This is a genomic window from Flavobacterium sp. (genome assembly GCF_049318325.1).
GTDB lineage: Bacteria > Bacteroidota > Bacteroidia > Flavobacteriales > Flavobacteriaceae > Flavobacterium.
The window spans coordinates 1-4,237 of record NZ_JBMOGQ010000170.1 but is presented as its reverse complement, the minus strand read 5'-3'; the positions used below and the strand labels follow the sequence as shown (position 1 = coordinate 4,237).

Here is a 4,237-nt window from a genome sequence, read left to right as displayed (position 1 = left end):
ATAGGACACCGACAAGAACGTGGTGATTACCAGGAAAGCTGGCAACCATGCCCGATGAGTCAGGAAGATTATTTATCTGCCTGCGAAATGGCTCAAAAAGTGACTAACAATCTGGGCGGTTCGGGGTTATGGGGCGTAGAGTTTTTTTTGACGGACAAAGGAGTTTATTTTTCAGAATTAAGTCCAAGGCCGCATGATACTGGAATGGTGACTTTAGCAGGAACTCAAAATTTTTCAGAATTCGAATTACATGCACGTGCCATTTTAGGATTGCCAATTCCGGAAATAAAATTGGAAAAAGCGGGCGTTAGTGCAGTTGTTTTGGCAAGTAAAGAATCCAGTAATTTTCAGATTAACGGGGTAGAAGAGATATTGAAAACGAAAAACACAGACATACGAATTTTCGGAAAACCTACAACTCGGCCTTATAGAAGAATGGCAGTAGTATTGGTAAACGATACGATGGATTGCAACGTACAGGAATTAAGAAAATTGGCGAAAAACCTTGCTTCGGAAGTTCAGGTTGTATGATGGTATTTATCTGAGTTCTTTTATTTTGATTGCGATAGCTTGTGGTGCTGTTTCATCTCCACCAAAATAAGGATACAATTGGTATCCGATTGCAATAGTACCAATTGCTGTTCTTGAAACATTAAGTACACGTTGATTTACGCTAAATTGGTAAAATGAGTCGAGAAGTGAGATGCTGCATCTGATGGTATCTCCAATGGTTACGGTTGATATTTCACTGCTAATCCTTGCTCCATTATTGTAAACATATCCAAACAATCGAAGCGAATCATCGCTCCATCTCCAACCCAATCTTGCACTATTGTATTGATGATTGAATCCCTCAGAAAACCCATACAATTTATTTATATCGTATTGATTGTTAGGATCTATGGTTCTATAAATAGCTGAGGAGTCGAAAATTACATCAAAACTTTGAGAGCTAAGATTGGTTAGTTTAAGTGTATTTTGATCGCAGTATTGTTGGCCTTGACGTATGGTATATGTGATGAACCCCGTATCAACAAAAGTTGTATCGGTATTGCTTGGATTAGCTATTGTATTTTCCTTTTTACAACTGGATATTGAAATACAAAAAGAAGCCACAAGGATGAGGCAATAGCAAGAGGTTTGGTATTTATTTCGAATCATTAAAACGAAATTATCAAATCAATTGTGAACATTAAATAATTATTTTCATTCAAACGAAAAAAAATAAGAAACAGCTATTTGAAAAAGCAAATAGAATCTAACAGTGATGGTATGATATGTCGAAAAAAAAAGCTGTCTCTTTTTGGGAGACAGCCTCTTTAATATAAGAAGTTGATTATTGCTTATTCAAATTCCAGTATCTGTCAATTACAACAGTGTCAGTTGGAGAAGTAAGTGCTCCGAAAAGACGGTTAAGTTGCAAAGTGGTTGCAGTTGATCCAGTGATGTAGTATCTGATTGTGTCTGGAGCTGTGCTGTAAATCATGTTGAAACGTGGAGTTGCACCAACGCCAGTGCTATCAACAGTGTATGTACCAGTACCTGTTACTGCTGCACCACCAGAAAGTCGGTAGTGATTGAAGGTTTTGTCTGCTTTAAACTCAAAGTAGTAACCTGTAGTACTTTGGCTGTAAGATTTAGTAGAATCTTGTTGCACGGTGTTGTTGTAAACAAGTTGTTGCCAATTGTAGAATGTGTCAACAATTGTGCTATAACCCCATTTGCCTACATAATAAGGTGCGGCTGGACCTGCAGCTGGTGCATCATCTTTTTTGCAAGAGGAGAAAACGATGGCAGCTACTAGTGCCAAAGTTGCTAATGAAGAAAGTTTCATAAAATGGTTAAATTTAAATTTAAATGCAAACTAATGATTTTGTTTAAACAAAATACCAATTAGATAAAAAAAACATTGCTATTAAATTCTTTTGTCAAGAACATCAATTAAGCAATTCATCCAATTGAACCGTCTAGGGTTAAAATCTGCGAATCGGTCTAACTCTATAGCCAAGCCCCTTAGATTCGGTTGTTTTGTATCCGTAATACGCATTATAAGTGTGAGAGGATGATGCGCCAAATTCGGAAGAAGACCAGATTTCCTGAGATGAAAAGCTCGCTAAATTGTAAAAATTGATTGAACTTTTGTACATGATTTCCAATTCATCGACAGAGGGCAAGAACCAGTCTGATAATCCGTTTAAAGTATAATTATCACATACTCTTGCCGCTGAATTTATGCTGGCACATTGCGAAATGATTCGATTTGTATTGCTCAATCCCGATCCAACATTCTGTAAAGTTTGAAAAATCTCGATTTAATCATAGCCGAAAAACTTCCGAATCAAGGTTTGGGTCAGTCGATAAATGATCGGCTAATTAGGGCGTCTAATTGAGTGAATTCGAAAAATATAGTAAAAGAGATCATTCAAATCAAAATGATTCATAATTGAACTTTTGGCCACCAACCGAAACCTCATACATAAACCCACCTTTAGATTGAGTGAAAATCAGAATTCCATTGGCATAATTTGCGTTCGCACTAGCTCCAGCTTTAGCTATTACTGCTGAAATTTGTGCTGATAACTTTAAATTATTTTCTTTGAATTCATCAAAATTACTTTTGTTCTCAAAAAAAATGACTTCTCTATCTCCTTGTCCTTCTGCTTGCAAACCAATGTTTAATTGAGATAATTTTGCACTTCCAATCGCAACTTTGTCTTTGTAAACAATACCATTTCCAAAAGCTCCCCGATTCCAAATCCGCCTTTTCCCACATTTGGAGAAATTACATAAGCATAAGAGCTATTAAATAGATTTTCCATTTGGGCGTCTGTTTTAATAAACATGCTTTTTGCTTTCTTTGCATCAGTTAACATTCTTTTTGTTTTTGCCTGAGACTGACCATCTGCTCCAATCGAGATTAAAAACGCTGAAAAAAGAATGATATACTTTAACAATCGTACTGTTTTTTTGTTTTTATATGGATTTATTTGTTTGAATTTTTAGTGTTTGACACAATCATGTTATTTATTCGAAGATCCTTGAATAACTCTTAATAAAACAGCAATCACAGCAATCACTAGTAAAATATGTATTACCCAGCCCAGTTGAAATCCTATAAATCCAACTGCCCAAATAATGACTAAAATGACTGCGATAATGTAGAGTAGATTTCCCATTGATTAAATTTTAATTTGAATAATATATTGTAAACCATTCAGCAATACGTTTATGCATTCAAGTGTATTGTTTCAACGGTTACGTTCATTTCAAAAATAACCATCAGCACATTTTTTCAATTTGACTATAAACATCTATTTATGTGATAAAAGTTTTTTGTTAATGGACTTTGATTTTATAAAACCAAAGTCAAAATAAAAATGTATTGCTTTTTAATGTTGAAGAGTAAACAAGCTACATAGGTGTTCGATTGTTCAGTTATGAGATACATTTTTTCGAAATAAAATATCATGGACTTCGCTTTGCACAGTCAAAAATGTTTTTATGTTTCAAGTGTTGAATGTTTCAGGTTAACGGATTGACATATGATGGTATAGCAAAAGCCTATTCATCATAATCCCTTGCCTTTCGATAGGTAGTTCTCAAACCTTTTAAACTTACCAAACCCTGCCCGTAGGGCAGGTAGGTCTTACACTTATTAAACCTCTCTTTCAAACTTATTAAACGCAAAATCCCGGCCGAAGCCGGGGCTCATTCTATTTGTCGGGACGATTACCGGGAGTTCGGACTTTCTAGAGGATATTATGTCAATTTTACTTTTTTATAATGCTAAGATAATTGGCATTAAATTTGATAAATGAATTAGCAAAAACATGTTATGCCTAAAATAGCGATTTATAAGTTTTTAACGTTTTTCATTTATAGCTTTGATGTTTTGAAAGAGCCGCCTCATTTGCATATTGTTAAAGAAAAAGGAATGAGACAAAAATCAGCTAAGATTTGGTTGAGGACTCTTGAGGTTGCTGAAAAAGGAACTTTAACCGATACTGATATTAAGTTAGCATTAAAAATTATTAAATTGCATCAGGCTGAGCTTTTGGATAGTTTTGAAAAATGTAAAGAAGGGAAAAAAGTAAAAACAATAAAATTTAGCATGAAGATCATTTGAATACTACTGATAAAACTGAGCATGTTGATTAGTTTTCAAGATGAATTATTCTGATATAATTATATAATTAAATATTATTAATCTATTCTTAGGGGTTTTGGGGTTTTGGGG

At 34.5% G+C, this 4,237-nt stretch carries 9 protein-coding genes; 3 read left to right on the top strand and 6 right to left on the bottom strand.

Going from position 1 to position 4,237, the window contains the following annotated elements; translation table 11 throughout:
- Positions 1–531 (top strand): ATP-grasp domain-containing protein (locus tag ACOYLP_RS11110; RefSeq protein WP_422856238.1); only part of this gene is annotated, 531 nt, incomplete at its 5' end.
- A 6-nt stretch (positions 532–537) separates the two neighbouring features.
- On the opposite strand, the gene ACOYLP_RS11105 is transcribed toward ACOYLP_RS11110, so the two are convergent.
- The 3 genes from ACOYLP_RS11105 to ACOYLP_RS11095 form a co-directional block, all read right to left on the bottom strand.
- Positions 538–1,161, bottom strand: a complete 624-nt coding sequence (locus tag ACOYLP_RS11105) for a hypothetical protein (protein WP_422856237.1) — start codon at positions 1,159–1,161, stop codon at positions 538–540.
- Positions 1,162–1,336: 175 nt separating this feature from the next.
- Positions 1,337–1,834: a hypothetical protein gene (locus ACOYLP_RS11100; protein ID WP_422856236.1), complete on the bottom strand. Its 498-nt coding sequence runs from the start codon at positions 1,832–1,834 to the stop codon at positions 1,337–1,339.
- Positions 1,835–1,973: 139 nt separating this feature from the next.
- Positions 1,974–2,273 carry a hypothetical protein gene (locus ACOYLP_RS11095; RefSeq protein WP_422856235.1) on the bottom strand — a complete coding sequence of 100 codons (300 nt, stop codon included), beginning with the start codon at positions 2,271–2,273 and terminating at the stop codon, positions 1,974–1,976.
- 24 nt (positions 2,274–2,297) lie between these two features.
- On the opposite strand from ACOYLP_RS11095, the gene ACOYLP_RS11090 reads away from it, so the two are divergent.
- Positions 2,298–2,390 (top strand): Sua5 family C-terminal domain-containing protein, encoded by a 93-nt coding sequence (locus tag ACOYLP_RS11090; protein WP_422856234.1) that lies wholly within the window; start codon positions 2,298–2,300, stop codon positions 2,388–2,390.
- A 37-nt stretch (positions 2,391–2,427) separates the two neighbouring features.
- Here ACOYLP_RS11090 and ACOYLP_RS11085 read toward each other — a convergent pair whose 3' ends face one another.
- The 3 genes from ACOYLP_RS11085 to ACOYLP_RS11075 form a co-directional block, all read right to left on the bottom strand.
- Positions 2,428–2,667 (bottom strand): hypothetical protein, encoded by a 240-nt coding sequence (locus tag ACOYLP_RS11085; RefSeq protein ID WP_422856233.1) that lies wholly within the window; start codon positions 2,665–2,667, stop codon positions 2,428–2,430.
- An 8-nt stretch (positions 2,668–2,675) separates the two neighbouring features.
- Positions 2,676–2,954 carry a hypothetical protein gene (locus tag ACOYLP_RS11080; protein ID WP_422856232.1) on the bottom strand — a complete coding sequence of 93 codons (279 nt, stop codon included), beginning with the start codon at positions 2,952–2,954 and terminating at the stop codon, positions 2,676–2,678.
- A gap of 66 nt (positions 2,955–3,020) precedes the next feature.
- Complete coding sequence (locus ACOYLP_RS11075; RefSeq protein WP_422856231.1) at positions 3,021–3,176, bottom strand: lmo0937 family membrane protein; 156 nt, start codon at positions 3,174–3,176, stop codon at positions 3,021–3,023.
- A 659-nt stretch (positions 3,177–3,835) separates the two neighbouring features.
- Between ACOYLP_RS11075 and ACOYLP_RS11070 the strand changes: the two genes are divergently transcribed.
- On the top strand, positions 3,836–4,126 hold the full coding sequence (locus tag ACOYLP_RS11070) for a DUF4160 domain-containing protein (protein WP_422856230.1): 291 nt from the start codon (positions 3,836–3,838) through the stop codon (positions 4,124–4,126).
- The last annotated feature ends 111 nt before the right edge of the window (positions 4,127–4,237 follow it).

Bases quoted from the DNA above. Each gene is read 5' to 3' on its own strand.
- ACOYLP_RS11105 (WP_422856237.1), bottom strand. From the start codon at position 1,161: ATGATTCGAAATAAATACCAAACCTCTTGCTATTGCCTCATCCTTGTG.
- ACOYLP_RS11100 (WP_422856236.1), bottom strand. From the start codon at position 1,834: ATGAAACTTTCTTCATTAGCAACTTTGGCACTAGTAGCTGCCATCGTT.
- ACOYLP_RS11075 (WP_422856231.1), bottom strand. From the start codon at position 3,176: ATGGGAAATCTACTCTACATTATCGCAGTCATTTTAGTCATTATTTGG.
- ACOYLP_RS11070 (WP_422856230.1), top strand. From the start codon at position 3,836: ATGCCTAAAATAGCGATTTATAAGTTTTTAACGTTTTTCATTTATAGC.